This is a genomic window from Streptomyces sp. NPDC087440 (assembly GCF_044744005.1).
Taxonomy (GTDB): Bacteria; Actinomycetota; Actinomycetes; order Streptomycetales; family Streptomycetaceae; genus Streptomyces.
This window is the reverse complement of the sequence record NZ_JBIUXN010000002.1, coordinates 117078-142702: the sequence shown is the minus strand read 5'-3', so window position 1 is coordinate 142702 and position 25625 is coordinate 117078. Positions and strand designations below refer to the sequence as shown.

Sequence of the window (25625 nt, the reverse complement as noted above, 5' to 3'; positions counted from 1 at the left end):
CATGACGTACGACGTCCCCCTGTACGAGGGTCCCGCGCACTACCCGACGCCTCCCACCGCGCCCCCCACCCCCGACACCGTCGCGACGGGAACCCCGCACCCTTACGCACCGGACCCACGCACCGTCGCACCCACCGCCCCGCACCCCTACGCACCGGACCCTCGCACCCTCGCACCCACCGCCCCGCACCCCTACGCACCGGACCCGCGCACCCTCGCACCCACCACCCCGCACCCCTACGCACCGGACCCGCGCACCCTCGCACCCACCACCCCGCACCCCTACGCACCGGACCCGCGCACCCTCGCGCCCGCCACCGAACACCCGGACGGCATCCGCCTCCTGGAGTTCCAGGGGATACGGATCCTGCTCGCCCCGCGTCCGGGCCCGGTGTCCGCCGGGCTCTTCTTCCGGGTGGGCCGCGCCGACGAGACCCTCGCCACCGCCGGCCTCACCCACCTCGTGGAGCACCTCGCCCTGCACCGGCACGGCCTCTCCGACCTGCACTACAACGGGGCGACAGCCGCCACGTACACCCACTTCCACGTCGACGGCGACCTCGCGGACGTCGCCTCCTACCTCAACGGCGTCTGCTCCGCCCTGCGCGACCTCCCCCTCGAACGCCTGGAGACCGAGCGCGAGATCCTGCGCACCGAGGCCGCCCACCGGGGGCACGGCGCGAACCACCAGATGGCGCTGTGGCGTTACGGCGCCCGCGGCCACGGCCTGCTCAGCTACCCCGAACACGGCCTGTGGCACCTGGGCCCCGACCACGTACGGCACTGGGCGCAGACCCGCTTCACCCGTGAGAACGCCGTCCTGTGGATCACCAGCGACACCCTCCCCCCGGGCCTCGACCTCACCCTCCCCTCCGGCCCGCCGCACCCGATGCCACAGGTCCACTCCGCGCTGCCGAAGACCCCCGCGTACTTCCGGGGCGACTCCGGTGTCGTCGTCATGGACGCGGTCGTACGACGCTCCACCGCCGCAGGCCTGTTCGCCGACGTGCTGGGCCGCGAGCTCTTCCGCGACCTGCGCCAGGAGGGCGGCTACTCGTACACGGCGACCGCCGACTACTCCCCGCGCGACGCCGAGTTCGCCACGATCACCGCCCTCGCGGACACCCTGCCGCAGAAGCAGGACGCCGTCGTCGGCGGCTTCGTCGACGTCCTCGCCAAGCTGCGCGCGGGCCACATCTCCCAGGCCGACCTGGACGCCGTACGGGCCGCGAAGCTGCGGCAGTTCGAGACCCCGGACCTGGCGGCGGCGATGCTGCCCGCACACGCGCTCAGCCTCCTCACCGGCCACCGCCGCGCCTCCGTCGCGGAACTGACCGCCGAACTCCACGCCACCACCCTCGCCGACCTGCACGCGGTGGCGCGGGAGGTGTCCGCGAACGCCCTCCTCCAAGTCCCCAGCAGGGGCGCCGACTGGGCGGGTTTCACCGAGGCCCCGCAGCAGTCCGCCGAGATCGTCTCCGGCCGCCGCTTCACCTCGTACGAGAACGAAGAGGTGACGCTGATCATCCACCCGCAGGCCGTCACGCTGAGCGCCCCGGGCAACGCGGTGACGGTCAAGTACGCCGAGTGCGCCGCCATGCTGGTACGCCCCGACGGCGCCCGGCGCCTCACCGGCCACGACGGCTTCACCGTCTCCATCGAGCCGACCCTCTTCCGCGTCACCCCCGCCGACCTCGCCGTCATCGACGCGGGGGTATCGCCGTACGCGGTGGTGCCGATGCCGGCCCGCGACCCGGAGGACATCCCCAAGCCGGGCCCCAAGCAGAAGGCCAGGCGTGCACCCCGCACACCCCGCAAGCACTCCCTGTGGACCTGGGTGTTCTGGACGCTCGTGACGCTGGCCTCGGTGTGGGGGCTGATCGGCGTCGTGGTCGCCGCGAGCATCGTCGCGGACGCGAGCACCGACGAGTCGTGGGCCCGTGATCTGGGGCGGTGCCTGCGCCTCTTCGGCCTCGTCGAGTTCGGCCTCGTGACACTGGCGGTACGCACGCGCCGCAAGCTGCGCAAGGAATGACCCCGCAATCCGCACACCCACTGTCGGTACCGCCTGCTACCGTCAGCCCGCACAACCGAACTTATGCACGCTTTACATACGTGCGCTTCCCAGGGGGGAACCCGTCCATGTCCTATCCCGCTCAGCCACCCCAGCAGCAGCCCGGCGGCAACCCGTACGCCCAGGGCCCGGGCGGTCAGCCCTCCGGCCAGGCGCCCGGCCCGTACGGCCAGCCGCAGCAGCAGCCGAACCAGTTCCCGCAGGGCCAGTTCCCGGGCCAGCCGCAGGGCGGCCAGTTCGGCGGCGGCTTCCCGCAGCCCGCACCGGCCCGTCGGGGGAACGTGGGCCTGGGCCTGGTCGCCGGGCTCGCGGCGGCGCTGGTGGGAGGCATCGTCTACGGCGTGATCCTGGGCAAGGCCGACTTCCAGATCGGCTGGCTCACCTTCGGCATCGGCTTCCTGACCGGCCTGGTGGCGGCCAAGCTCGGCGGGCGCAACCCGGCGGTCGTCGCGGCGAGCGTGGTCTTCTCCCTGTTCGCGGTGTACGTGGGTCAGATACTGGGCATCGCCATCGCCGTCTCCGACGGCCAGGGGCTCGATCTGGTGAGCGTCCTGACGAAGAACTTCGCCCAGCTCAACGAGCTGTTCAAGCTGGTCCTGGACGAGAAGCCCATCCAGTTCCTCTTCTTCGCCCTCGGCGGCGTCGGTGCGTTCGCGGGCACCAAGAAGGCCTCGTGACCAGCGGCAGCCTCTTCGTCCTGATCCTGGGCCTGGCCGCCCTCGCCTGCGGAGTCTGGATCGCGCTCACCGCCCCGGCCCGCGAGCGCCAGGCCATCGCCAGCCTGGAGCTGCGCGCCGCCGCACGCTGCGAGATGGCCTCACCCGGCCCCTTGCAGACCGTCACCGCCTTCCGCGTACTCGGCACGATCGCCGCCGTGGCGGGCACACTCCTCGCCCTCCTGAGCCTGATCTAGCACCCCGCACACACGAAGTGGCCCGGCACCCCCACCAGGGGGCGCCGGGCCACTCGCGTACGTACGTACGAAAAAACGATCAGCGGCGGTGCTGCGAGTCCGCGACCGTCACCTCGACGCGCTGGAACTCCTTGAGCTCGCTGTAGCCGGTGGTGGCCATCGAGCGGCGGAGCGCGCCGAACATGTTCATCGAGCCGTCCGGCACGCGGGAGGGACCGGTCAGGATCTCCTCGGTGGTGCCGACGACGCCCAGGTTCATGCGCTTGCCGCGCGGCACGTCCTCGTGGACGGCCTCCATGCCCCAGTGGTGGCCCTGGCCGGGCGCGTCCGTGGCGCGGGCCAGCGGGGAGCCCATCATCACGGCGTCGGCGCCGCAGGCGACGGCCTTGGGGATGTCGCCGGACCAGCCGACACCGCCGTCGGCGATGACGTGCACGTACCGGCCGCCGGACTCGTCCATGTAGTCGCGGCGGGCCGCGGCGACGTCCGCGACGGCGGTCGCCATCGGGACCTGGATGCCCAGGACGTTGCGGGTGGTGTGCGCGGCGCCGCCGCCGAAGCCCACCAGCACACCGGCGGCGCCGGTACGCATCAGGTGCAGCGCGGCGGTGTACGTGGCGCAGCCGCCGACGATCACCGGGACGTCCAGCTCGTAGATGAACTGCTTCAGGTTGAGCGGCTCGGCGGCACCGGAGACGTGCTCGGCCGAGACGGTCGTGCCGCGGATGACGAAGATGTCGACACCGGCGTCCACGACGGCCTTGGAGAACTCGGCCGTGCGCTGCGGCGAGAGCGCGGCGGCGGTGACCACACCCGCGTCGCGCACCTCCTTGATGCGCTTGCCGATCAGCTCCGCCTTGATGGGCTCGGCGTAGATCTCCTGGAGGCGGCGGGTCGCGGCGCTCTCGTCGTTCAGCTCGCGGATCTCCGCGAGCAGCGGCTCCGGGTCCTCGTACCGCGTCCACAGGCCTTCGAGGTTCAGGACGCCGAGGCCGCCCATCTCGCCGATGCGGATGGCGGTCTCGGGGGAGACGACCGAGTCCATCGGAGCGGCCAGGAACGGCAGCTCGAAGCGGTAGGCGTCGATCTGCCAGGCGATCGAGACCTCCTTCGGGTCCCGCGTACGCCGGCTCGGCACGATGGCGATGTCGTCGAACGCGTACGCCCTGCGGCCGCGCTTGCCGCGCCCGATCTCGATCTCAGTCACGTTGTGTGGCCTTTCCCTCTTGGTCTGCCGTTCCAGTATCCCCGACACGCAGCGAAGGGGCGGTCCCGGTGATTCCCGGGACCGCCCCACGCGCGCTCAGTGCCTACTTACGGCTGTAATTCGGCGCCTCGACCGTCATCTGGATGTCGTGCGGGTGGCTCTCCTTGAGGCCCGCCGACGTGATGCGGACGAAGCGTCCCTTGCTCTCCATCTGGTCCACGGAGGCCGCGCCCACGTAGCCCATGGTCTGACGCAGTCCGCCGACGAGCTGGTGCAGCACGTTGGCGAGGGGGCCCCGGTAGGGCACCTGGCCCTCGATGCCCTCGGGGACGAGCTTGTCGTCGGAGGACACCTCGGCCTGGAAGTAACGGTCCTTCGAGTACGAACGTCCCTGGCCACGGGACTGCATCGCGCCCAGCGAGCCCATGCCGCGGTACGACTTGAACTGCTTGCCGTTGATGAACATCAGCTCGCCCGGGGACTCCTCGCAGCCCGCGAGGAGGGAGCCCAGCATCACGCTGTCGGCGCCCGCGGCGAGGGCCTTGCCGATGTCGCCGGAGTACTGGAGGCCACCGTCGCCGATGACCGGGATGCCCGCGGCACGGGCGGCGAGCGCCGCCTCGTAGATCGCGGTGACCTGCGGGACGCCGATACCGGCGACCACGCGGGTCGTACAGATCGAGCCGGGGCCCACGCCGACCTTGACGCCGTCCACGCCCGCGTCGATGAGGGCCTGGGCGCCGTCGCGGGTCGCGACGTTGCCGCCGATGACGTCCACGTTCACGGCCGACTTGATCTTCGCCATCCAGGAGAGGGCGTTGCTGTTGTGTCCGTGCGAGGTGTCGACGATCAGGAAGTCCACCCCGGCGCCGGCCAGCGCCTGGGCGCGGTCCAGGGCCTCCGGGCTGGCGCCGACCGCCGCGCCGACGAGCAGCCGGCCCTCGGCGTCCTTGGCGGCGTTGGGGTACTGCTCGGCCTTCTTGAAGTCCTTGACCGTGATGAGGCCCTTGAGGATGCCCGCGTCGTCGACCAGCGGAAGCTTCTCGATCTTGTGGCGGCGCAGCAGTTCCATGGCGTCCACGCCGGAGGTGCCGACCTTGCCCGTGACCAGCGGCATCGGCGTCATGACCTCGCGCACCTGGCGCGAACGGTCCGACTCGAAGGCCATGTCACGGTTGGTGACGATGCCGAGCAGCTTGCCCGTCTGGTCGGTGACCGGGACGCCGCTGATGCGGAACTTGGCGCAGAGCGCGTCGGCCTCGGCGAGCGTGGCGTCCGGGTGCACGGTGATCGGGTCGGTGACCATGCCGGACTCGGAGCGCTTCACCAGGTCGACCTGGTTGACCTGGTCCTCGATCGAGAGGTTGCGGTGCAGGACGCCCACGCCGCCCTGGCGGGCCATGGCGATGGCCATCCGGGACTCGGTGACCTTGTCCATCGCGGCGGACAGCAGCGGGATGTTCACGCGCACGTTCCGCGAGATCAGCGACGAGGTGTCGACCGCGTTGGGCAGCACTTCGGATGCACCCGGCAGCAGCAGCACATCGTCGTAGGTCAGCCCGAGCGTCGCGAATTTCTCCGGCACTCCATCGACGTTCGCAGTCATGACACCTTCCCAAATGGTCTTGCCCGGCGCGGATGTCCATGCTAACGGGAACCTGACGTGTCGGATTCCACGATCATGACAAGCGGCCGAGTTTGTACGTTTCTCCTGCGCACGGGTACGTCGATGCGCTACGCGGCAGGGGCGGGCCGAGCCTTCGTGGCGGGGACGCCTACTGCTCGGCGAGGGCGCGGAGTCGGCTCAGCGCCCTGTGCTGTGCAACGCGCACGGCACCCGGGGACATTCCGAGCTTCTGGCCCGTCTCCTCGGCGGTCAAGCCGACGGCGACCCGCAGCACGAGCAGCTCACGCTGGTGCTCGGGCAGGTTGGCCAGGAGTTTCTTGGCCCAGGCGGCGTCGCTGCTGAGCAGCGCCCGCTCCTCGGGGCCCAGCGAGTCGTCGGGCCGCTCCGGCATCTCGTCGGAGGGCACGGCGGTCGACCCGGGGTGGCGCATCGCGGCGCGCTGGAGGTCGGCGACCTTGTGCGCGGCGATGGCGAAGACGAAGGCCTCGAAGGGGCGCCCGGTGTCGCGGTAGCGGGGCAGCGCCATCAGCACCGCGACGCACACCTCCTGCGCCAGGTCCTCCACGAAGTGGCGGGCGTCACCGGGCAGCCGGGACAGCCGGGACCTGCAGTAGCGCAGGGCGAGGGGGTGGACGTGCGCGAGGAGGTCGTGGGTGGCCTGCTCGTCGCCCTCGACGGCGTGGTGCACGAGCGCGCCGATGGCACTCTGGGCCGCCACCGCCTCGTCGTCGCGCATCGGACCATGGTGCCTTGACGTTCCGGCATCCGCGCCGCCGCGCCCGTAGTTGTGCACTGAAGCGTTATGAGCAGGTACGCCAGGACTCATCTCCCGCGCCCTCCCCTTCCGCTCGACCGACCCGTTCCCGAGGAACCCCATCCCTCAAGGATGCGGCATCGGCCGCCGAACCGGGATCGGGCGTCCTGCGCCCCGCCCGCGCAAGGGCGGGCGGGGGACCATCTCACGTGTCCGACCGGGCCCGAAGGCCCAGGTCGGGGCGGGTCCTGGCGGGCCAGGTCCCACGGGACCTAGCGGACCAGACCCCAGCGGAAGCCGAGCGCCACCGCGTGCGCGCGGTCGGATGCGCCGAGCTTCTTGAAGAGGCGCCGGGCGTGCGTCTTGACCGTGTCCTCGGAGAGGAAGAGCTCGCGGCCGATCTCGGCGTTGGACCGGCCGTGACTCATGCCCTCCAGAACCTGGATCTCGCGGGCGGTGAGCGTCGGGGCGGCGCCCATCTCGGCGGACCGCAGCCTGCGCGGGGCGAGCCGCCAGGTCGGGTCGGCCAGTGCCTGCGTGACCGTCGCGCGCAGCTCGGCGCGGGACGCGTCCTTGTGCAGGTACCCGCGGGCACCGGCGGCGACCGCGAGGGCGACCCCGTCGAGGTCCTCCGCGACGGTCAGCATGATGATGCGGGCGCCGGGGTCGGCGGACAGCAGTCGACGGACGGTCTCCACGCCACCCAGACCGGGCATGCGTACGTCCATCAGAATCAGGTCCGAACGGTCGGCGCCCCAGCGGCGGAGGACTTCCTCGCCGTTGGCCGCCGTCGTCACGCGCTCGACGCCGGGCACGGTCGCGACCGCGCGGCGGAGCGCCTCTCGGGCAAGCGGGGAGTCGTCGCAGACGAGGACGGATGTCATGACAGTCGCCCTCCGCTCCTGCCGCTCCGGCAGCTGATGCGCGTCACCTTGGGCCTCCAGGCTGAATACAAGTCGTCACCTGTGCGGTTGACGCTCTCGGACACCTGCCCGATCGCTCTTTCCTTCAACCGCCTCAGCCCACTCAACGACGGTCACTCGAAAGAGTTACGGCTTGAGAATCGGCCCCTCGGAGGGCCGGTGCCCCATTTAGTCGGTTTTCTTTCCTTTTGCTGGTGTCTGTGGCTAGATTCGCAATGAGTCATATTTACATCTACTCACACCGTAGATGTCAGAAGATGTGATGATCTCGGTCATCGATCCGCCTCAGCACAGACGCAAGGGGACAACCCATGGCAGATTTCTCCCGCCTTCCCGGACCCAACGCCGACCTGTGGGACTGGCAGCTCCTGGCCGCCTGCCGAGGGGTCGACAGCTCCCTCTTCTTCCACCCGGAGGGCGAGCGCGGGGCCGCGCGAAGCGCACGTGAGAACTCGGCGAAGGAGGTCTGCATGAGGTGCCCGGTCCGGGCGCAGTGCGCGGCGCACGCACTCCAGGTCCGCGAGCCGTACGGCGTGTGGGGCGGCCTCACCGAGGACGAGCGCGAGGAGCTGATGGGCCGCGCGAGACACCGCCTGGTGCCCGGCGGCGCTGCGGCGGCCGCGAAGAAGCAGACCCCGGCGAGGACACCCGCACGGACCCCCGCGAAGGGCGGCGGCGCGGAGCACGCGCGCCGCGTCACCCTGGTGAAGTAATCGGCCGTTCAAACCTAAGCAGGAACGTTTCTGCGCAGTGTCCACCCGCATGGGCCCGGCCATGCGGCGGGCGGCCGGTCGGCTGCCGCTCGGATGTGCGCATCGGGGCCGGGCCTTCGGGCCCGGCCCCGGCGTCGTTCACGCGGGACACGGCCGGTCTTCCTGTACGAGCCGGTGCTCCCGTACGAGCCGGTCCTCCCGTACGAATGGTCCCGCTCAGCGGGACGCGGCCAGCGCGAGTTGGTCGAGGGTGGCGGCGACCGCCGGGACCTGGGCGAGGTCGGGCAGGGTGAGCGCGACGATCTCGCGCTGCACGGCGGGCTCCACCGCGACGGTCCGCACGCCCGTGGGGCGCACGGTCTCCACGGCCAGTTCGGGCAGCACGGCGACGCCGAGGCCCGCGCCGACCAGGCCGATCACGGCCGGGGAGTCGTCGGTGGCGAAGTCGATGCGGGGGGCGAAACCGGCGCTCTCGCAGACCTCGACGAGCTGGCGGCGGCAGCGCGGGCAGCCCGCGATCCAGGGTTCGTCGGCGAGTTCGCCGATGCCCACGGTCCCGGCGTCCGCAAGCCGGTGCCCCTCGGGGACCAGGCCGATCAGGCGGTCGGTGAGCAGCGGGCGTACGACCAGGTCGGTCCAATCCTCGGTGGCGCCGCCGGGCCCGTAACGGAAGGCGAGCGCCACGTCGCAGTCGCCCTCGCGGAGCATCTCCACCGAGCGCGGGGGTTCCGCATCGACCAGCGAGACGCGGGTGCCGGGGTGGGCGGCGCGCAGGGCGGCGAGTGCGGTGGGGACGAGGGTGGAGCTGCCGGAGGGGAAGGACACCAGGCGTACGCGCCCGGCGCGCAGGCCCGCGATGGCGGCGACCTCCTCCTCGGCGGCGGTGAGCCCGGCGAGGATGCCCACCGCGTGCCGCACCAGGGCGGTGCCCGCCTGGGTCAGGCGCATCTCGCGGCCGGTGCGGATGAGCAGCGGGGTGCCCGCCGACTGCTCCAGGGCCTTCATCTGCTGGCTGACGGCGGGCTGGGTGCAGCCGAGTTCGCGGGCGGCGGCGGAGAAGGACCCGGTGGAGGCGACTGCGCGCAGGACGCGGAGGTGGCGGGCTTCGATCATACGTCGAGCATAAGTCAGACTTGGGGATGAATGCGAATTATTGCGGGTGGCTTTGAGACAGGCTCGGTTAGCGTGACCGGTATGGAGCTACTGAGCGTGAATCTGGGGCGGGCGACCGCCAGCGAGCACACCGACCAGCCGGACGGCGTGACCGCCATCGGCAAGCGCCCGGCGCCGGGCCCCGTGGAGGTCCGCGACCCGGGCCCCAAGGGGGTCGGCGGCAGCGGGGTCGCCGGGGACGAGGTCTGCGACCTGCGCCACCACGGCGGCACCTACCAGGCGGTCTACGCGTACGCCCGCGAGGACCTGGACCGGTGGGAGGCGGAACTCGGACGGCCGCTGCGCGGCGGGGAGTTCGGGGAGAACTTCACCACCGTGGGCCTGGACGTGAACGGCGCACGCATCGGCGAGCGCTGGAAGGTCGGCGACTCGCTGGTCCTGGAGGTGACCTCCTCGCGCATTCCGTGCCGTACGTTCGCGGGCGCGCTGGACGAGAAGGGCTGGGTGAAGCGCTTCACGGCGGCGGCCGTGCCGGGTGCGTACCTCAGGGTGGTGGAGCCCGGGACCGTACGGGCCGGGGACCGGGTGGAGATCGTGCACCGGCCCGAGCACGACGTGACGGTCACGATGCACTTCAGGGCGCACACGCTGGAGCGGGAGCTGCTGCCGCGCCTGCTGGAGGCCGGGGACGCGCTGCCGCCGAGTGCGCGGGAGCGGGCGCTGACGTACCTGGAGAAGCAGGGCCCGGACGCCTGAGTGGTGGGTGAAGTCCCGTAGGAGAAGCGGGGGTTGGGGTCGGGGGGCGGTGCGGGGCCGCCCCCGATGTCCGGGGGCGGGGGCCGGGGCGAGGGTCGGGTCATGTCCCGATTCAAGCGCGTCCTCGTTGTTCTCGGCTCGGTCGCAGCCGTGTTCCTGGCCGCCGTCGGCGGCGTGTTCGCCTGGCAGTGGACGGGGGCCGAGGTGAGCACGGTCGGCCAGGTGTCCTTCCGCAACGCACTGAAGGTGCCGCCGCTCGCGCCGTCGACGGTGGAGAAGGACGGGACGCGGGTGTTCTCGCTGCGGATGCAGGCGGGGACGACGGAGTTCCAGCCGGGGCTCAGGACGCCGCCCTGGGGGTTCAACGGCTCCTACCTGGGGCCGACACTGCGGGCCCGGCGCGGCGAGAAGGTCCGCGTGCAGGTCGAGAACACTCTGCCGGAGGCCTCCAGCGTGCACTGGCACGGCATGCACCTCCCCGCGACGATGGACGGCGGCCCGCACCAGGAGGTAGCCCCGGGCGCGACCTGGACGCCGTACTGGAAGATCGACCAGCCGGCCGCGACGCTCTGGTACCACCCGCATCCGCACGGGAAGACCGAGACGCATGTACAGCGGGGGCTGGCGGGGATGTTCCTGGTGGACGCCGCGAAGAGCGACGCGCTGAAGCTGCCGAAGCGGTACGGGGTGGACGACCTGCCGGTGGCGGTGCAGGACGTCTCCTTCGACGGGGCGGACTTCGACCACGGGCGGAGCCTGCTGGGGAGCACCGGGTTCCTCGGCGAACGGACGATGGTCAACGGCACCCTGGACCCGTACCGGGTGGTCGGGGACGAACTCGTACGGCTGCGGCTGCTGAACGCGTCGACGGCGCGGATCTACGACTTCGGGTTCGCGGACGACCGGGAGTTCGCGCTGGTGGCCACCGACGGGGGCCTGCTGGAGAAGCCGGACGCGATGCGGCGGGTGCAGCTGTCGCCCGGGGAGCGCGCGGAGGTCGTGGTGCGGATGCGGGCGGGCGAGCGGACCGTGCTGCGCAGCTTTCCGCAGGACTACAAGGACGCCTGGCACCAGCGGTTCGGGGGCGGGGACGACTCGTTCGACGTACTGGAACTGAGGGCGCGGAAGGTTCTGCGGAAGTCGCCGCAACTCCCGTCCGTGCTGGGCGTGTTGGAGGTGCCCCAGGGTGCGGAAGCCGTGCAGGGGCGGTACTTCGGGCTGAGGATGACCGGGATCAACGGCCGGAAGATGGACATGGGGCGCGTGGACGAGACGGTGACGCGGGGGTCGGTGGAGACCTGGACCGTGCGCAACGAGGACGGGATGCCGCACAACTTCCATGTTCACGACGTGCAGTTCCGGGTGCTGGAGATCGACGGGCGGCCGCCGACGGGCATGCTGCGGGACGCGAAGGACACGGTGTTCGTGCCGGGCGGGTCCACGGTGAAGCTGGCGATGCGGTTCGAGGGGCCCGCCGATCCGGACACGCCGTACATGTACCACTGCCATCTCCTGTACCACGAGGACTTCGGGATGATGGGTCAGTTCGTGGTGGTGGAGAAGGGGCAGCGGGCGGGCACCGTCACGGGAGGGGCGCATGCCGGGCACTGAGGTGCGGCGGGAGGGGCGCACGCGGGGCACTACCGTGGGGCGCATGACGACTGCACTGATCACGGGCGCGACCGCAGGCATCGGCTCCGCCTTCGCGCGGCGACTGGCCTCCGACGGACACAACCTGGTGGTGGTGGCACGCAACACCGAGCGCCTCCAGAAGCAGGCGACGGAACTGCACGACAAGCACGCCGTCGAGGTCGAGGTGCTGACCGCCGACCTCGCCACGGACGAGGGCATCGCGGCCGTCGAGGCGAGGCTCGCGGACCGTACGCACCCGGTGGACCTGCTGGTCAACAACGCCGGGTTCGGCAACAAGGGCGAGTTCCTGGAAGTCCCGATGGCGGACGAGCTGACCATGCTGAAGGTGCACTGCGAGGCGGTGCTGCGGCTGACGTCGGCGGCGGTCACCGGCATGAAGGAGCGGGGGCGCGGCGGGGTCGTGAACGTCGCCTCGGTCGCCGCCTTCGTGCCGCGCGGCACCTACGGGGCGAGCAAGGCGTGGGTGGTGCAGTTCACCCAGGGCGCGGCGAAGGACCTGGCGGGGAGCGGGGTGCGGCTGATGGCGCTGTGCCCCGGGTTCGTGCGGACGGAGTTCCACGAGCGGGCCGGGATGGGGACCGACAACATCCCCTCCTGGATGTGGCTGGACGCGGACAAGCTGGTCGCGGAGGCCCTGAAGGACATGGCGCGCGGCAAGGCCCTGTCGATCCCGGACCCGCGCTACAAGGCGCTGATGGGTGTGGTGAAGGTGGCGCCGCGCGGGCTGCTCGGGGGGATCACGTCGAAGACGGGTCGGAAGTACGGGCCTCAGTAGGGCAGTTCGAGTGTGGTGACGGTGCCGTCGTCGAGCCAGGTGATCTGGAGGGCGACGGCATCTGTCGTACGGGTGTGGCGCACGGCGGCCAGGTCGGCGACCGGGGCGGGGGCGGGCTCGGCGGTGAGGGAGGCGAGGGCGACGAAGAGCGTCGCGGGGCCTTCGCCGGTACGGCCGTGGAGTGCGGCGGCACGGGCGGACGGGCCGAACGAGGTGGGGCCGACGGCCAGTTGGGCGACCTCGGGGTCGTAGCCGTGCACGGGGTGGAGCTGGGCGGTGGGCCCGTCCGGGGTGACGGCCCAGCCGGTCTGGCGGACCGGGGTGCCGGGCGGGGCGCCGGTGACCAGGTGGGCGCGGACCTCGGCGCGGCCGTGGACGGCGGTGGCGGACAGGACGCGGACACCGGGGGCGGGAGTGTGCGTGGAGGACGCCCAGTCGGGGCCGTGGGCGGCGGGTGTGGCGGGGCCGCGTGCGGTGGGGGCGTTGTCGAGGTCGAGGGAGAAGTGGTTGTCGGGGGTCTCGTGGGAGGGGCCCGTGCGGGTGGAGTAGGCGAAGCGGGCGTAGCCGGGGTCCTCGTCGTCGCCGACGTGGTTGCTGCCGTGGTTGTGCAGGCGGACCAGGCCGTCGGCGGCGGTGGAGTGGATCAGGAGGTTCGGCGGGGCGGCGAGGGTGACCGTGTCGGCCCGCTCGGCGGGGAGGGGTTCCTCGGGGGCGGTCCAGGCAGGGTGGCCGGCGGGCAGGAGCAGGCCGAGGAAGCCCTTGGAGGCCCAGTAGGGGGAGGCGGGTCCCGAGTACGACTGGATCATGGGCAGGTACGGGTCGTACCAGCCGAGGGTGAGCAGGCCCCGGGCGTCGGTCGCGCCCCGGTCGAGGAAGTGGCGCAGGGTGCCGGAGGCGAGGCGGCGGGTGGCGCCGGGGGTGAGCGGGGTGTGGCCGGTGAGCGCGCCGAGCCAGGGGGCGGCGGCCGCGGCGAAGCGGTAGGTGAGGGAGCGGCCGTACGGCAGGGGGGCGCCGTTGGCGTCGAACGTGGCGGTGTACGAGTCGAGTTGGGCCGCGAGCCTCGGCCCGTACCGGTCGAGGAGGGCTTTGTCGCCACAGAGGTGGGCGTGCAGGACGGGGTAGAAGTGCAGGGCCCAGGCGTTGTAGTGGTCGAAGGCGCGGTGGGGGCCGTCGCTGTACCAGCCGTCGCCGAGGTGCCAGTCCTCGATGCGGGCGAGGGCGGTGTCGATGGTGGCCTGCGCGCGGTCGGTCTCGATGCCCGCGTCCTTCAGGAACCCGGCGACGGTGAGGCCGAAGAGCCACCAGTTGTTGTTCACCGGGGACGGGCCGAGGGCGGGGAGCAGCCAGTCGACGGCGCGCTGCCGGGTGGCGTCGTCGAGGGTGTCCCAGAGCCAGGGGCGGGTCAGGCGCAGGGAGAGGGCGACCGATGCGGACTCGACGACGGCCTGACGGACGGCGGCGGGGCGGGGCCAGGACTCGTGCTGCTCGTCCAACTCCGGGTTGGAGGTGGGGTGTTGGGTGCCCGCCGTGAGACCTTCGGCATAGCGGGCGAGGTGGCCGTGCGGGTCGTCGCCGCCCGCACCCGCGACGCGCAGGGCCGCGAGGAGGAACGTACGGGCGTAGCCCTCCAGGCCGTCGGAGCGGGGGCCCGAGACGCTGGGGCGGGGGCCCGGGAGGTGGATCAGGGCGTGGCGCGGGGTGCTGTACGGGCGTACCGCGAGGAGGAGTTCGTCGGCCGTGTGCTCCCAGTGGGCGCGGGTCCAGCCGGTGTACGGGCTGAGGACGCGGTTCTCGGGCGGCGTGGGCATGGGGCTCCCCTGGGGCGGCGGTGCGGCGGCGGCGTTGCCGGGAATCATCAACTCCTCTTGATCGAAGGTCAATGCGTCGCGGTCGAATGATCGAAAATTCCGTCGTTCGATCATTGGGGGTGTTTCCTGGTCTAGGGTTCGGACCGAGTCACCACACCGTCCAGGGTCCAGGGTCCAGGGGGATGCCACCATGCGCGAACGTGCCGCAGAACGTCATGACCGACTGCTGGAGCTGGTCCGCCGGCACGGCACCGCACGGGTCTCCGACCTGGCCGGGCTGCTGGGGGTCTCCCCGGTGACCGCCCGCCGGGACGCCGAGGCGCTCGCCGCGAAGGGGCTGCTGGAGCGGGTGCACGGGTCGGTGTCGTGGCCGGCCGACGCGTCCGTGCCCGGTCAGCGGCCCGCCGGGCTGGTGCTCGGGCTGCTCGCGCCCTCGGCGACGTACTACTTCGCGGAGGTGATCCGGGGCGCCCACGAGGCGGCGGCGCAGGCCGGGGCCCGGCTGATCCTGCGGATCTCCGACTACCGGCCCGAGGAGGACAGGGCCCGGGTGGAGGGCCTGCTCGCGGCGGGTGCGCAGGGGCTGCTGGTGGCGCCCGGGTGGCGGCGGCCGCAGGACCCGGCGCAGTACGGGGAGTGGGTGGCCCGGCTGCCCGTTCCGGCCGTGCTGCTGGAGCGGCAGCCCGCGCCCGGCTCGCCGCTGGACGGGCTCGACCGGGTCTGCTCGGACCATGCGTACGGGACGCTGCTGGCCGTACGGCACCTGGTGGGGCTGGGGCACGGGGCGCCGGTGCTGGTGGCGCGGGCGGACAGCCCGACGGCCCTGTCGGTGCGGGCCGGGTACGCGGCGGCGCTGGGGTCGCTGGGGCTGGCGGCGCCCCGGGACGCGATCGACTCCGTACCGGCGGAGCTGGACCCGGAGGGGTTCGAGGCGGCGGTACGGAATGTGTGTGCAGCGGTGGCGCAGGGGGCGACGGCGGCGCTGGTGCACAACGACGTGGACGCGATCCAGATCGTGCAGCGCCTCGCGGAGCTGGGGGTGCGGGTGCCCGAGGACCTGGCGGTGGTGGCGTACGACGACGAGGTGGCGGCGCTGGCGGACACCCCGCTGACGGCGGTGGCCCCGCCCAAGCGGGAAGTGGGACGGCACGCGGCGGAGTTGCTGGTGGAGCGGCTGGGCGAGCGGCCGGGTGAGCGGCCGGGCGGCGGGGACTCGGCGCGCCGCCATCTGGCGCTGCTGCCGAGGCTGCGGGTGCGGGCGTCGTGCGGGGCGGGCGGGGCTTCGGCGGGTGCGGCGGGTGCGGCGGGTGCGGCGGGTGCGGCGGGTGCGGCGGGTGCGGCGGGGAGGGTGCTCGGGACGGCGTCCGCTTGAGTTGATCGTGAGCTAGTTTCGATCATTCGAGCAAACGCTCTTGACTTCGTTCAGGGCGGGTTCAAGGATCGCGGCCAACGCCAATGTCGCCGCCTTCCTTACAGGAGCCTTGCCGTGAGCCGCAGTTGGAGCACTTGGAAGAGAACCCCCTTCGTCGCGGTCGGCGCCCTCACCGCCCTCGCCGTCCTCACGGCCTGCAGCGGCGGTGACGGGAGCACCGGTGCGCCGGGCGCCGACGGCAAGCCCGTCGACGTGACCTTCTGGGGCTGGGCGAAGGGCACCAAGGAGGTCGTCGACGCCTTCAACGCCTCGCACCAGAACATCAGGGTGAAGTTCGAGGAGATACCGTCCGGCAACGCGGGCGGCTACGCGAAGATCTCCAACGCGGTGAAGGCGGGCAACGCCCCCGACCTGGTGTCCATCGAGTACCCGATGCTGCCGGAGTTCGTCAGCCAGGGCTCGGTCCAGGACATCGGCTCGCTGTTCGGCGACGACGTGAAGAAGAAGTTCCTGCCGCAGGCGGTCGAGCTGACGACGCTCGGCGGCAAGCACTGGGCGGTCCCCTTCGACGCCGCCCCGCAGGCCTTCTACTACCGCAAGGACCTCTTCGCGAAGTACGGCGTCGAGGTGCCGAAGACCTGGGACGAGTTCCGGACGGCGGCCGAGAAGGTGAAGAAGGCCGACGCGAAGGCCCGGATCGGAACCTTCTTCCCGGACGACCCGACGACGTTCCAGGCGATGGCCTGGCAGGCGGGCGCCCAGTGGTTCAAGGCCGAGGGCGACACCTGGAAGGTGAACACCACCGACCCCGCGACCACCAAGGTCTCCGCGTACTGGCAGAAGCTCCTCGACGACGACCTGGTCCGCAACAACGCCTCCTTCAGCCCGGAGTGGACCAACTCCCTCAAGAGCGGCGGCACCATCGGGTACGTCGGCGCGGCCTGGGGCGCGGGCGTCCTGAAGGGCACGCTGCCGGAGCAGAGCGGCAAGTGGGGAGTGGCCCCGATCCCGTCCTGGGACGGCAAGACGGCCAGCGGAATGCTCGGCGGGTCGACGTTCGCAGTGCCGAAGAACAGCAAGAAGGCCGCCGCCGCCGTCGAGTTCGCGATGTGGATGACGACGACCGAGGCGGGCGTCAAGGCCCGTATCGCGTCCGGCACGTCGAGCGCGTTCCCGGCGGCGACCGACCTGCGCCCGGCGGCGAAGAAGGCCTTCGACGCGGCGTTCTACGGCGGCCAGGACATCTACCAGGTCTTCGAGGAGGCGGGCGGCTCGATCGACCCGCGCTGGACGTGGGGGCCGAGCACCGGCACCACCAACAGCGTCATCAAGGACCAGTTCGGCAAGGTCACCCACGGCGGCACGACCATCGCCGACGCGGTGAAGGCCGGGCACGACGCGACGGTCGCCGAGCTGAAGAAGCGCGGCCTGAAGGTCGAGGGCTGAGTCCCGTCATGAGCACCACGAAGGCCGGACCCGGTGCCGACTCCGGCACCGCCGCTCCCGACACCCCGCCACCGTCTCCGCCGCCGCCGTCCGCACGGGGCCGGGTCCGGTCCCGCACGACGGGTGCCGCCGCCCTCCTCCTCACCCCCTTCTTCGTGCTGTTCGTCCTGGTCATGGTCGTGCCGATCGGTTACGCGGTGTGGCTCAGCCTCTTCAGCGAGAAGCAGTCGGGGCTCGGCTTCGGCGGCACCGAGACCGTGTTCAGCGGGCTCGGCAACTACACGGCGGCGCTGGGCGACCCGGCCTTCCGCGAGGGCTTCGTCGTACTCCTCGGATACTGCGCGCTCTACATCCCGCTGATGATCGGCGGAGCCCTCGCGCTGGCACTGCTGCTGGACTCGGCACTGGCCCGCGCCCGCCGGTTCTTCCAGCTCGCACTGTTCCTGCCGCACGCCGTACCCGGCATCATCGCCGCGCTGATCTGGGTGTACCTGTACACGCCGCAGCTCAGCCCGGTGGTGGAGGCGATGGAGGCCGGCGGGATCGGCTTCGACTTCTTCGCTCCGTCGGGCGCACTGCCCTCGGTGGTCAACATCGCGCTGTGGGAGTGGCTCGGCTACAACATGGTGATCTTCTACGCGGCCCTCCAGGCCGTCGACCGGTCCGTACTGGAGGCCGCCACCGTCGACGGGGCGGGGGCCTGGCGCACCGCGTTCAGCATAAAGGTGCCGCTGATCAGGGCGTCCGTGGTGATGGTCGCCCTGTTCACCGTCATCGGCTCGCTCCAGCTCTTCACCGAACCGCTCATCCTCAACAAGGGCACCGGCTCCGCCGTGACCTCCACCTGGACGCCGAACATGTACGCCTACACCGCCGCCTTCGAGCGCAACGACTACGGCCTGGCCGCAGCCGCCTCCGTACTGCTGGCCCTGACGGCGGCACTGCTGTCGTTCGTCGTGACGAAGCTGTCGGGCGGGCGCAAGCAGAAGAAGGCCGTGGCACGGGCCGCGAAGGGGGTCACCGCATGAGCACCGCCGTGTCCCGCGAGCCTGCCGTCACGGCCGTCTCCCCCACCGCGCCACCGGGTTCCGCGAGCCGCTGGCTGTCGCGCACCGCGGTCAACGGAGCGCTCGTCCTCGCCACCCTCTACATGCTCTTCCCCCTCGTCTGGCTGGTCACCGCCGCCACCAAGGACGCGGGCGGGCTCCTCGCGGGCAACGCGTTCTCCTTCGAGGGCTTCGACCTCGGCCGCAACCTCTCCGACCTGGCCGCCCACGGCGACGGCATCTACTTCCGCTGGTACGCCAACTCCCTTCTGTACGCGGGCGTGGGGGCCGTCCTCAGCTCGCTGGTGAGCGTCGCGGCGGGGTACGCCTTCGACAAGTACGCCTTCCGGGGCAAGGAGAAGCTGTTCTCCACGGTGCTGCTCGGCGTGCTCGTCCCGACGACCGCGCTCGCGCTGCCCATGTACCTCCTGGCCAGCAGGATCGGCCTGGTCAACACCTACTGGGCGGTGCTGCTGCCGGTCCTGGTGCACCCCTTCGGCGTGTACCTCTCCCGGGTCTTCAGCGCGGGCTACATCCCCAACGAGGCCCTGGAGGCGGCCCGTATCGACGGGGCGGGCGAGCTGCGCATCTTCGTCTCGATCGGTCTGCCCATGGTGATGCCGGGGTTCGTGACCGTCTTCCTCTTCCAGTTCACCGCGATCTGGAACAACTTCTTCCTCCCCCTGGTGATGCTGTCGGACCAGAAGCTCTTCCCGCTGAGCCTCGGTCTGTACGCGTGGAACTCCAACGCCCACGCCGAGCCGACGTACCTCCCCATGGTGGTCACCGGCTCCCTCCTCGCCGTCATCCCCCTGATCGTCGCCTTCGTCTCCCTCCAGCGGCACTGGAGGGCCGGACTCACGGCCGGCAGCGTCAAGTGACGGGCGGTTTCCCTTGGCGCCGAACGACCCGATGAGGAGCCTGAGTTCCACCATGCACCACGCCACTGACAATCGGCCCGAGGCCGCCTCCGAGGCCGCCTTCAAGGCCGCCTCCGAAGCCTCTTCCGGCGGGGCTTCGGCCGCGCGCCGCCCCCGCACCCTGCTCGCCATGGCCCCCGGGCTCGCCGACCGGCTCTTCACCGAGGAGCAGCGGGCCCGGCTGGCCCACATCGCCCGCACCGACCCGTACCTGGTCGCCGACGACCTGCACTCCCCCGCGTACGCGAGCGCCCTCGCCCAGGCCGAAGTCCTGCTGACCTGCTGGGGCGCGACGCCGCTCACCGCGCAGGTGCTGGAGCGGGCGCCCCGGCTGCGGGCCGTCGTGCATGCCGCCGGGTCGGTCAAACACCATGTCACGCAGGCCTGTTGGGAGCGCGGCATCCAGGTCAGCGCGGCCGCCGGAACCAATGCGCTGCCGGTCGCCGAGTACACCCTGGCGGCGATCCTCTTCGCGGGGAAGCAGGTCGGGCGGGCCGCCCGCAGGTACCGGGAGCTGGGCGGCACCCCGCACGACTGGCGCACCGAGCTGGCCGCCTCCGGCAACTACCGGCGCACCGTCGGCATCGTCGGGGCGTCCCGGATCGGGCGGCGCGTCATCGAACTGCTGCGCCCCTTCGACGTACACGTCCTGCTGTACGACCCGTACGTGAGCGGGGACGAGGCCGCGCGCCTCGGGGTGACGCCGACGGGCCTGGGCGAGCTGTGCGCCAGGAGCTCGGTGGTGTCGGTGCACGCGCCGCAGCTGCCGGAGACCCGGCACCTGATCGGGGCGGCCGAGCTGGCGGCGATGCCGGACGGGGCGACGCTGATCAACACCTCGCGGGGGTCGCTGGTGGACGAGGCGGCGCTGCTGGCGGAGTTGCGTGCCGGCCGGCTGGAGGCCGTACTCGATGTGACGGAACCCGAACTGCCGCCGCCCGGGTCGCCGTTCTACACCCTGCCGAATGTGCTGCTCACGCCGCACATGGCGGGGTCGTTCGGCAACGAGCTGCACCGGATGGCGGAGCACGCGCTGGACGAGCTGGCGCGGTACGGGGCGGGGCTGCCGTTCGTCGAGCCGGTGCGGGCGGACGGGCTTGGGCGTTCGGCGTAGGCCCCCGAGAGGGCCGAAGGAACGGAGTGACCGGTTCGTCCGTGCGGGTGCGTGGGCGGCTGGTCGCGCAGTTCCCCGCGCCCCTGATGGCATGCCCTCCGGGCAGCCATCCTCCGGGCACGCCGAAGCCCGGCCCCCGTCTTCACGACGGGGGCCGGGCTCAGGAACGTACAGCTGCCTACCGAGGCTCAGCCTCAGTGGGAGTGGCCGTGACCGTGGCCGTGGCCACCGTCGGCCTCTTCGTCGGCCGGCTTCTCGACGACCAGGGTCTCGGTCGTGAGCAGCAGGGAGGCGATGGAGGCGGCGTTCTCCAGGGCGGAGCGCGTCACCTTGACCGGGTCGATGACGCCGGCCTTGACCAGGTCGCCGTACTCGCCGGTGGCGGCGTTGAAGCCCTGGCCCTTGTCGAGGTCGGCGACCTTCGAGGTGATGACGTAACCCTCGAGACCGGCGTTCTCGGCGATCCAGCGCAGCGGCTCGACGGCGGCGCGGCGGACGACCGCGACACCCGTGGCCTCGTCGCCGGTCTTGTCGAGGTTGCCCTCCAGGACCTTGACGGCGTGGACGAGCGCGGAGCCACCACCGGAGACGATGCCCTCCTCGACCGCGGCGCGGGTCGCGGAGATGGCGTCCTCCAGACGGTGCTTCTTCTCCTTGAGCTCGACCTCGGTCGCGGCGCCGACCTTGATCACGCAGACACCGCCGGCGAGCTTCGCCAGGCGCTCCTGCAGCTTCTCGCGGTCCCAGTCGGAGTCCGTGGACTCGATCTCGGCCTTGATCTGGTTGACGCGGCCCTTGACGTCCTCGGCGTTGCCGCCGCCGTCGACGATGACCGTGTCGTCCTTGGAGATCGTGACGCGGCGGGCGGTGCCCAGTACGTCCAGACCGGCCTGGTCGAGCTTGAGGCCGACCTCCTCGGCGATGACGGTGGCACCGGTGAGGGTGGCCATGTCGCCGAGCATCGCCTTGCGGCGGTCGCCGAAGCCCGGGGCCTTGACGGCCACGGCGTTGAACGTGCCGCGGATCTTGTTGACGACGAGGGTGGAGAGCGCCTCGCCCTCGACGTCCTCGGCGATGATCAGCAGCGGCTTGGAGCCACCGGCCTGGATGACCTTCTCCAGGAGGGGCAGCAGGTCCTGGATCGAGCCGATCTTGCCCTGGTGGATCAGGATGTACGGGTCGTCGAGGACGGCCTCCATACGCTCCTGGTCGGTCACCATGTACGGCGACAGGTAGCCCTTGTCGAAGGCCATGCCCTCGGTGAAGTCGAGCTCCAGGCCGAAGGTGTTGGACTCCTCGACGGTGATGACACCGTCCTTGCCGACCTTGTCCATCGCCTCGGCGATGAGCTCGCCGACCTGCTGGTCCTGCGCGGAGAGCGCGGCCACGGCGGCGATGTCGGACTTGTCGTCGATCGGGCGGGCGGTCGCGAGGAGCTCCTCGGACACGGCCTTGACCGCGGCGTCGATGCCCTTCTTCAGGGCGGCCGGGGAAGCACCCGCGGCGACGTTGCGCAGACCCTCGCGGACGAGCGCCTGGGCCAGCACGGTGGCGGTGGTCGTACCGTCACCCGCGATGTCGTTGGTCTTGGTCGCCACCTCCTTCACCAGCTGGGCGCCGAGGTTCTCGTACGGGTCGTCGAGCTCGACCTCACGCGCGATGGTGACACCGTCGTTGGTGATGGTCGGGGCGCCGAACTTCTTGTCGATGACGACGTTGCGGCCGCGGGGGCCGATCGTCACCTTCACGGTGTCGGCAAGCTTGTTGACGCCGCGCTCAAGGGCGCGACGGGCGTCCTCGTCGAACTTCAGGATCTTCGCCATGGAGCTTTTCAAGTCCTCTCGGAATTACGAACTGCGCAAAATGAACGACGCCCCCGGCCGCCCGGCGTGAGCGGGGGCCAGGGGCGCAGTTCTACCAATTGCGGGAAGTGAAGACTTCCCGGCCTGCTTACTTCTCGACGATGGCGAGAACGTCGCGGGCCGAGAGGACGAGGTACTCCTCGCCGCTGTACTTCACCTCGGTGCCGCCGTACTTGCTGTACAGCACCACGTCGCCGACGTTCACGTCGAGCGGCAGGCGCTCGCCGTTCTCGAAGCGGCCCGGGCCCACGGCGAGGACGACGCCCTCCTGGGGCTTCTCCTTCGCGGTGTCCGGGATGACCAGGCCAGAGGCCGTGGTCTGCTCGGCGTCGAGCGGCTGGACCACAATGCGGTCCTCAAGCGGCTTGATGGCAACCTTGGAGCTGGCGGTCGTCACGATCCGGTCTCCCCCTTCGGAGATCTCACGGGGTTAACAGTCTGGGGTGGCGACCAGGTGGATCCGTCGTCGCGGGTGCCGGACCTGCCCGTCGCTGTGTTGGCACTCTCCAGTGGTGAGTGCCAGAGCCGAGACTATGACGCGGTTAGCACTCGGTCAAGCGGAGTGCCAATTCAAGACCCCCGGGAGTGGTGGGACCCCGCGCCGGGGCGCGTGCGCGGCCGGTGGCGGAGGGTTTCCGCTGGCCTGGTGCGGGTCCCGGGGGGGGGCTCGGTACGGGTTCCGGGGGGCTCCGTACGGAGAACGTGCTGCCGTGTGATTCCGTTCCGCACGACGGTACGCACCATGCCCTCCGCCCCGGCCCCCGCGCCCGGCCGCTGCCGCCGCACGAGCCGCCGGGGCGACGCGGCGCCAACCCTCTTCGTACCTCTGCGTGAGCGGGGTCCCGGCGGTGGCCACCGTGACGGTCGTCGCCGTTGTTTCGCCGCAACGATTCACCGTGGCCCGCTCGATGAACGGCATCACACGCCGGAGGCGGCGACCCGCAGGTGCTCGCCCGGGTAGTCGCGGAGGACTACGGCGACCGACCGCCCGCCCACCCCCACGAAGGGCAACGCGAACGGAGTCGACAGCAACGCCCGCTTCTACGGCTTCGAGTGCGAGAACGCCGGGGACGGCCGCGCTCTCGACCGCCGGGCTGGCGGCTGTGCTCGCACCCCTGACCGCTGTCGCGACGTCCGAGGGGGGCGGAGGGGCCGGGGACCACGGAGACCGTCAGGGTGAGGCGGTGTCGCCGCCGGAACAGGTCGCCGTCGCCTCCGAGTTGGCCGAGCTGCGCAGGTCGGTGGACGTCGCCCGCATAGCCACCCTGGAACGGTCGCGGTGGCCGCTGCCGTCGATCGCCGTTCTTGCATCCCTTGGCGCTCTGGCCCTCGCCCTCTACCAACTGCCGGGAAGTAGCCGATCCGCTGCGGTTGGTCTGGGCGGGTGGGCATACTCCAAGTTGCGAGATTCAATCGCTGTTGGTGGGAAACCTGCTGGTGGCGGAGGGTGCTCCCCGCGCATGCGGGGCTGGTCCCGGGCCCGGAACGCGTTCCGCGAAGGTCTCCCAGTGCTCCCCGCGCATGCGGGGATGGTCCCGTGCTGCACCGCATCGAGATCTACACCCGGACGTACTCCCCGCGCATGCGGGGCTGGTAAGGCGATCGCCCCCTGTCTGGCCTTCGGGCCGGGCAGGGGGCTTACGTCATGTCCAGACCTAGCGCGCAAGCTCCGAGGCGATGCGCAACGCGTACGACCAGGGATAGTTGCTCAACTGCTCGCCACCCGTCCCGGGCTCGTGTGGCTCCCACTCACCCTTCCCGTAGAGCACCCGCACGCCCCACTCACGCAGCACGCCCACGGACCGACGCGTCGACGGGTGTGCATCCAGCGCCGTGGACCAGAAAGGCAGTGCCACGACCGGAACTCCTACACCCACCATCTCGGTGATGAGGCCGAGTGCGTAGGTGTCGGAGATGCCCGCGGCCAGCTTGTTCGCCGTGTTCATGGTCATCGGTGCGCACAGCACAGCGTCCGCCTTCGGGTTGCTCTTCTCCTCGCCGGACCGGCGCCACGACGAGCGGACCGGGCGCCCCGTCAATTCGGCGAGCTTCTCCTCGTCCAGAAATCCGCCCTCCACCGCAGTCGGTGTTCCGATGACACAGACGTCCCAGCCCGTCTCGACCGCCTCGTGCACCAACTTCGTCAGCTCCGAGGCAGGTCCGGCCGCACAGGAGATGACGTACAACACCGGTGCCGTCATACCGGCACCGCCGCCCGCACAGCGAGCTTCCGCAACTCGGGCAGCCTCGCCGCCCGATCCCGGGCCACCATCTCGCCGATCAACTCCTTGACCGCCGGTCGCGACAAGACCTCTTCCTCCGCTTCCTTCTCCGCCGTCAGCAACGCGGTCACCGCCTTCTCCGGCTGCCCACACAGGTGCAGGGCACGCGCCACGTCCATCCAGTACACCGCGCGCCGCTCGGTCACAGCGAGCTGTGTGACGTCGACCTGGCGGGCCGCGTCCAGGGCCTGCCCGGCGTTGCCCAAGGTCAAGGCAATCGAGAGTCGGTGTTGCTGCACGTTCTGCTGGCCAAACGCCGTCCACTGCAAGTTGCTACTTTCGTCGAGCAACTTCGCCGAGCGGCCAGCGCTGTCGAGCAGCTCGCCCGACGTGTCGGCGTCCCCTGCCACCGCAGCCGCCCATGCACCCCGAAGCAGGAGAGCGCCGAACACCGCGGTCCGCGCGGGTGTCCGCTTCGACACCTGCCCACTGAGCTGGTCCACGCCGACGATGACGATCCTGATTGCCTGCTGCCTGTGGCCAACCGCTGCGACTGCCTGCGTGAGACTCCGCGAGGCGGCTGCGATGAGAGCCGGATCGTCGACACGACGGGCAGCCGACATCGCACGCTCGGCAGCGACCCATGCTGAAGCGGAGTCCTCTGCTTTCAGGAGCAGGGATGCCGCGACGTGGAAGGCGTGCACTTCCGCGATGTCGATCTCTCGCTGCTCCGCCTCCACCTCGCGCGGCTCACCGAACTCGACCAGCAACCCGGGCAGCCTCGCCGCCAACTGCGAGTACCGGCAGGCTTGAATCTGTCTCTTCGCCGAGGCGGTTGCCTGGACGATCGCCTCGACGCTGCTCGGTTGCGCTGGTCGCACGAGGGTGCCGGTGAGGACATCTCGAACTCCAGAGACGGGGTCGGTCTGCGGGGCGGAGAGGAGATCGTGGGCTGAGGCCGGCAACATGCTGGCTCCTGCCGCGGTCACGGTCCGGGCCATGAAGACGCGTCGATTCACGTCTTCATCGTGTACTGGCCCCAGGCCGCTGGACGCCGCGAGATTGCGAGGCCGCTCACGGAAGCCGAGCTCCTCGGGAGATCGTCCGAGTAGGGCGGTCAGCACGGTACGGGCGGGGGGATGCGGCCATCCGGGCTTGCTGGACTCCCAGCGCCTGATCTGTCGCACCGTCACGGTGGCATCGACGCCCAGTTCAGCGGCCGTGCGCTGGAATTCCTCGACGAACTTCTCCTGGCTGAGGATTCCGGCGGCAACGCGCGCCTGGACGAGAAGGGGGTTTCCGGGCGGCGCTGGCATGGTGGGCCTCC

General features: G+C 71.2%; 22 protein-coding genes. 12 read left to right on the top strand and 10 right to left on the bottom strand.

The window, feature by feature from the left end:
• The first annotated feature begins 1 nt into the window (after nucleotide 1).
• From ACIO3O_RS05380 to ACIO3O_RS05370, 3 genes are all read left to right on the top strand, one after another.
• Nucleotides 2-2035 carry an insulinase family protein gene (locus tag ACIO3O_RS05380; RefSeq protein WP_401742205.1) on the top strand — a complete coding sequence of 678 codons (2034 nt, stop codon included), beginning with the start codon at nucleotides 2-4 and terminating at the stop codon, nucleotides 2033-2035.
• 107 nt (nucleotides 2036-2142) lie between these two features.
• Entirely contained in the window at nucleotides 2143-2751 is a 609-nt protein-coding gene (locus ACIO3O_RS05375; protein WP_401742203.1) for a hypothetical protein, read from the top strand.
• A complete protein-coding gene (locus ACIO3O_RS05370; protein WP_401742200.1) occupies nucleotides 2748-2987 on the top strand; it encodes a hypothetical protein in 240 nt (79 codons plus the stop codon). Before ACIO3O_RS05375 ends, ACIO3O_RS05370 begins: the two co-directional genes overlap by 4 nt.
• Nucleotides 2988-3066: 79 nt before the next feature.
• Here ACIO3O_RS05370 and ACIO3O_RS05365 read toward each other — a convergent pair whose 3' ends face one another.
• From ACIO3O_RS05365 to ACIO3O_RS05350, 4 genes are all read right to left on the bottom strand, one after another.
• Nucleotides 3067-4194, bottom strand: coding sequence for a GuaB3 family IMP dehydrogenase-related protein (locus ACIO3O_RS05365; protein WP_189821051.1), 1128 nt, complete (start codon nucleotides 4192-4194; stop codon nucleotides 3067-3069).
• A 103-nt stretch (nucleotides 4195-4297) separates the two neighbouring features.
• Nucleotides 4298-5800: an IMP dehydrogenase gene (gene guaB, locus ACIO3O_RS05360; RefSeq protein WP_401742197.1), complete on the bottom strand. Its 1503-nt coding sequence runs from the start codon at nucleotides 5798-5800 to the stop codon at nucleotides 4298-4300.
• Between the two features lie 169 nt (nucleotides 5801-5969).
• Entirely contained in the window at nucleotides 5970-6557 is a 588-nt protein-coding gene (locus ACIO3O_RS05355) for a sigma-70 family RNA polymerase sigma factor (protein ID WP_401742194.1), read from the bottom strand.
• A 290-nt stretch (nucleotides 6558-6847) separates the two neighbouring features.
• Complete coding sequence (locus ACIO3O_RS05350) at nucleotides 6848-7459, bottom strand: response regulator transcription factor (protein ID WP_003948568.1); 612 nt, start codon at nucleotides 7457-7459, stop codon at nucleotides 6848-6850.
• A gap of 350 nt (nucleotides 7460-7809) precedes the next feature.
• Between ACIO3O_RS05350 and ACIO3O_RS05345 the strand changes: the two genes are divergently transcribed.
• Complete coding sequence (locus ACIO3O_RS05345; protein WP_401742191.1) at nucleotides 7810-8211, top strand: WhiB family transcriptional regulator; 402 nt, start codon at nucleotides 7810-7812, stop codon at nucleotides 8209-8211.
• 216 nt (nucleotides 8212-8427) lie between these two features.
• Here ACIO3O_RS05345 and ACIO3O_RS05340 read toward each other — a convergent pair whose 3' ends face one another.
• Nucleotides 8428-9324 carry a LysR family transcriptional regulator gene (locus ACIO3O_RS05340; RefSeq protein ID WP_401742189.1) on the bottom strand — a complete coding sequence of 299 codons (897 nt, stop codon included), beginning with the start codon at nucleotides 9322-9324 and terminating at the stop codon, nucleotides 8428-8430.
• Nucleotides 9325-9405: 81 nt separating this feature from the next.
• Between ACIO3O_RS05340 and ACIO3O_RS05335 the strand changes: the two genes are divergently transcribed.
• The 3 genes from ACIO3O_RS05335 (at nucleotide 9406) to ACIO3O_RS05325 (ending at nucleotide 12508) form a co-directional block, all read left to right on the top strand.
• A complete protein-coding gene (locus ACIO3O_RS05335) occupies nucleotides 9406-10080 on the top strand; it encodes an MOSC domain-containing protein (protein ID WP_401742188.1) in 675 nt (224 codons plus the stop codon).
• A 102-nt stretch (nucleotides 10081-10182) separates the two neighbouring features.
• Nucleotides 10183-11691, top strand: a complete 1509-nt coding sequence (locus ACIO3O_RS05330) for a multicopper oxidase family protein (RefSeq protein ID WP_401742186.1) — start codon at nucleotides 10183-10185, stop codon at nucleotides 11689-11691.
• Nucleotides 11692-11734: 43 nt separating this feature from the next.
• Nucleotides 11735-12508 (top strand): SDR family NAD(P)-dependent oxidoreductase, encoded by a 774-nt coding sequence (locus ACIO3O_RS05325; protein WP_401742184.1) that lies wholly within the window; start codon nucleotides 11735-11737, stop codon nucleotides 12506-12508.
• Here the strand turns inward: ACIO3O_RS05325 and ACIO3O_RS05320 are convergent.
• On the bottom strand, nucleotides 12502-14316 hold the full coding sequence (locus ACIO3O_RS05320) for a DUF2264 domain-containing protein (protein ID WP_401742181.1): 1815 nt from the start codon (nucleotides 14314-14316) through the stop codon (nucleotides 12502-12504). The genes ACIO3O_RS05325 and ACIO3O_RS05320 overlap by 7 nt on opposite strands.
• A 190-nt stretch (nucleotides 14317-14506) precedes the next feature.
• On the opposite strand from ACIO3O_RS05320, the gene ACIO3O_RS05315 reads away from it, so the two are divergent.
• The 5 genes from ACIO3O_RS05315 to ACIO3O_RS05295 all read left to right on the top strand — a co-directional run bounded on the left by ACIO3O_RS05315 (nucleotide 14507) and on the right by ACIO3O_RS05295 (nucleotide 20214).
• Nucleotides 14507-15688, top strand: coding sequence for a substrate-binding domain-containing protein (locus ACIO3O_RS05315; RefSeq protein ID WP_401742178.1), 1182 nt, complete (start codon nucleotides 14507-14509; stop codon nucleotides 15686-15688).
• Nucleotides 15689-15802: 114 nt separating this feature from the next.
• A complete protein-coding gene (locus ACIO3O_RS05310) occupies nucleotides 15803-17134 on the top strand; it encodes an ABC transporter substrate-binding protein (protein ID WP_401742175.1) in 1332 nt (443 codons plus the stop codon).
• 8 nt (nucleotides 17135-17142) lie between these two features.
• Nucleotides 17143-18162, top strand: coding sequence for a carbohydrate ABC transporter permease (locus tag ACIO3O_RS05305; RefSeq protein ID WP_401742173.1), 1020 nt, complete (start codon nucleotides 17143-17145; stop codon nucleotides 18160-18162).
• On the top strand, nucleotides 18159-19061 hold the full coding sequence (locus tag ACIO3O_RS05300) for a carbohydrate ABC transporter permease (protein WP_401742170.1): 903 nt from the start codon (nucleotides 18159-18161) through the stop codon (nucleotides 19059-19061). The genes ACIO3O_RS05305 and ACIO3O_RS05300 overlap by 4 nt, the downstream gene beginning before the upstream one ends.
• Nucleotides 19062-19230: 169 nt before the next feature.
• Entirely contained in the window at nucleotides 19231-20214 is a 984-nt protein-coding gene (locus tag ACIO3O_RS05295) for a hydroxyacid dehydrogenase (RefSeq protein WP_401743370.1), read from the top strand.
• Nucleotides 20215-20408: 194 nt separating this feature from the next.
• Here the strand turns inward: ACIO3O_RS05295 and groL are convergent, their stop codons facing one another.
• The 4 genes from groL to ACIO3O_RS05275 form a co-directional block, all read right to left on the bottom strand.
• Nucleotides 20409-22037: a chaperonin GroEL gene (groL, locus tag ACIO3O_RS05290; RefSeq protein WP_401742168.1), complete on the bottom strand. Its 1629-nt coding sequence runs from the start codon at nucleotides 22035-22037 to the stop codon at nucleotides 20409-20411.
• A 127-nt stretch (nucleotides 22038-22164) separates the two neighbouring features.
• Nucleotides 22165-22473: a co-chaperone GroES gene (gene groES / locus ACIO3O_RS05285; RefSeq protein WP_147987721.1), complete on the bottom strand. Its 309-nt coding sequence runs from the start codon at nucleotides 22471-22473 to the stop codon at nucleotides 22165-22167.
• A 1258-nt stretch (nucleotides 22474-23731) separates the two neighbouring features.
• Nucleotides 23732-24277 (bottom strand): flavoprotein, encoded by a 546-nt coding sequence (locus ACIO3O_RS05280; RefSeq protein WP_401742165.1) that lies wholly within the window; start codon nucleotides 24275-24277, stop codon nucleotides 23732-23734.
• Nucleotides 24274-25614, bottom strand: coding sequence for a hypothetical protein (locus ACIO3O_RS05275; RefSeq protein WP_401742162.1), 1341 nt, complete (start codon nucleotides 25612-25614; stop codon nucleotides 24274-24276). Before ACIO3O_RS05275 ends, ACIO3O_RS05280 begins: the two co-directional genes overlap by 4 nt.
• Between the last annotated feature and the right edge of the window lie 11 nt (nucleotides 25615-25625).